Source organism: Archangium sp. (assembly GCF_036388035.1).
Lineage (GTDB): Bacteria > Myxococcota > Myxococcia > Myxococcales > Myxococcaceae > Archangium.
Genome location: NZ_DASVSO010000367.1, coordinates 1 through 2,330, shown reverse-complemented (window position 1 = coordinate 2,330; position 2,330 = coordinate 1). Strand labels below are relative to the sequence as shown.

The 2,330-nt window shown below is 71.1% G+C and carries 2 protein-coding genes; one reads left to right on the top strand and one right to left on the bottom strand.

Annotated elements, in window-relative coordinates; translation table 11 throughout:
- Positions 1-22: 22 nt before the first annotated feature.
- Positions 23-1,231 carry a hypothetical protein gene (locus VF697_RS14960; RefSeq protein WP_331095502.1) on the bottom strand — a complete coding sequence of 403 codons (1,209 nt, stop codon included), beginning with the start codon at positions 1,229-1,231 and terminating at the stop codon, positions 23-25.
- 229 nt (positions 1,232-1,460) lie between these two features.
- Between VF697_RS14960 and VF697_RS14955 the strand changes: the two genes are divergently transcribed.
- On the top strand, positions 1,461-2,330 hold an 870-nt coding region (locus VF697_RS14955), incomplete at its 3' end, for an ArnT family glycosyltransferase (RefSeq protein WP_331095500.1).

Sequence of the window (2,330 nt, the reverse complement as noted above, 5' to 3'; positions counted from 1 at the left end):
GCGCGAGCATCCCGGGTCGTCCTCAGCGCGAGGCTGTCTGGGGTGCGGAGCGGCGGGCCGGTACCCACAGCGAGAAGCGCAGGCCCGTGTGGGCGGACCACTCCCAGACAGGAGGCACTCCCGCGAGGTCGCTCCGCCACTGGCCGCGCCCGTCGAGCACGAGGCTCAACGGCTGGTCGTTGATGGCCAGGAGGATGAGCTCGTAGCCGGCGCGCACGCGCAGCCGCTCGGGGTTGCGCGAGCGGCCCTCCACCTCCGAGTCGAAGAAGACCTTCTCGGCCTCGGCGGCGAAGGTGAGGTGGTGGAAGCCGTTCGCGTCGAGGGTGAGGTCACCCTCGAAGGCCGCGCCAGGCACGAGCGTGAGGAAGCGGTGCGTGCGGTCGTACTCCAGCGAGGGCCCGGCGCGCACGCGCACGTACGAGGAGAGATCTCTCGAGTGCCACAAGTCCAGCGTGAGGTGCGTGGCGCCGAGGGTGAGGAAGGCCGCCTCGGTGTCGCCGCGGCGGAGCAGCTCCATGCGCAGCAGCTCCAACCAGAGGCCCATGTCGAAGTGGGCGTCGAACCGGCGTGGCTTGCCGAGGAAGGTGCTCACCCGGATGGGCGGCTTGTCCCGGCGGACGTTGGTGTCGTAGCGCAGCAGCGTGGAGTCGAGCGACGCCTGCTCCCCGAGGAGCAGCTCGGTGTCGAGCATCGTGAGGCGGCGCATCAACTTCTCGCCTCGGGGGAACTCGGTGATGATGCCGAAGTCCACCCGGCCGCGCCCGAGGCTCCGCTCCTCGCCATGGCGCCACAGCGGAGCCCACGCGCCCCCGAGCCAGATGCGCCGGTGCAGGTCGAAGTTGAACTGCATCACCCGGCCGCGCTCGTCGCGGTACCAGCCAGGTGGCGTCTCGGGGAGGGCGGGCACGAAGGTGTAGCCCTCCGCCGCGTGCCGGCGGACATCCTCGATGCTCTCGCTGCAAAGGGGCACGCGCTCGAGGGGCCGGTCGCTCTCCGTGCCATCCGCTTCCCGCTCGTGGGCGGGCGCGGCGAGGCAGCGCCGCGTTTGCATATCGCACTGCACACGATAGCGGCCCGACGGCACCTCGGGCGAGGGCCCGAGCGAGGCGCACAGGCTGTGCCAGTCCCAGCGCAGCACGGGCGGGGGGGACTCCGGAGGGGCGAGGGTTATAGGGGGCTCGGTGCCTCCCACCTGGGTGAGCAGGAGGGCGAGGAGCGCGGCCGTCATCATGTCGGGCCTCGGGGGGGTCCCGCGGTATGCGGGGGAGCAGGCAGGTGCGATTCAAAACGCATGCCCCCGCCTGGAGACCAGCCCGGCGTGAGGAGGGTGTGCAAGAAGGTGTGCAGTCCCCGGCACGATGCGCGGCAGACTGCACGCAGCCTGCTCTGGCGGAGGTCGACCGGAGCGGGGGGCAGGGATATAAGGCCGCGACCCGTGCGCAGCGCGCGGGCCCGAGCGGATGGAGGCGAGTTTCCCCGTGGCGAGTGACGGACCAGAGCAGCAGCAGGAGCCGCAGACCTTCACCGAGGCCGTTCTCGGCAAGGGCATCCATCAGGAGTCGTGGGCCCGGCGCTGGATGGCGCTGGACCCGACGATGCGCGTGGCGTTTGCGACGGCGGCCTTCGCGGCGCTGCTCCTCATCCCCTACCTGGGCGCGGTGGGCCTGTGGGACTGCTGGGAGACGCACTACGGCGAGGTGGGCCGCGAGATGGTCCAGCGCCGCGACTACGTGTTCCCCTACTGGGAGAGCGCGTGGTTCTTCTCCAAGCCGCCGCTGACCATGTGGATGCAGGCGCTGGGCATGCAGGTGGTGGGCACGCTGCGCTCCGAGGGCGCGCTGGGCCTCTACACCGAGTGGGGCATGCGGATGCCCTTCGCCCTGCTGAGCATCGCCGCGGTGTCGCTGCTGTCGCTGGCGGTGGCGCGCGTGGTGAACCGGCGCGCGGGCCTGGCCACCGGCTTCGTGCTGGCCACCATGCCGCTCTACTTCCTGCTCACCCGACAGACGGTGACGGACACGCCCTTCGTCACCACGCTGGTGTGCGCCATGGCGTGCGCGATGATCGGCCAGCTCGACGACACCACGAAGCAGCGGGCCGGCTGGTGGTACGCCTTCTACGTCTTCGCGGGCCTGTCCACCCTGGCCAAGGGCCTGCTCGGCGTGGGCCTGCCGGCCGTCATCCTCGTCCTCTACGCCCTCTTCGCCGTCATTCCCTATGACGCGGCGAGCCTCAATGCCCACCTGCGCTGGCTGCTGGAGCCGGCCTTCCGCGCCGAGGTGCGCGCGGGCAAGCAGCCCATGCCGGTGCTGTGGGGGCAGATGTACAAG

Coding starts and splice junctions, on each gene's coding strand:
- VF697_RS14960 (WP_331095502.1), bottom strand. CDS start 1,231: ATGATGACGGCCGCGCTCCTCGCCCTCCTGCTCACCCAGGTGGGAGGC.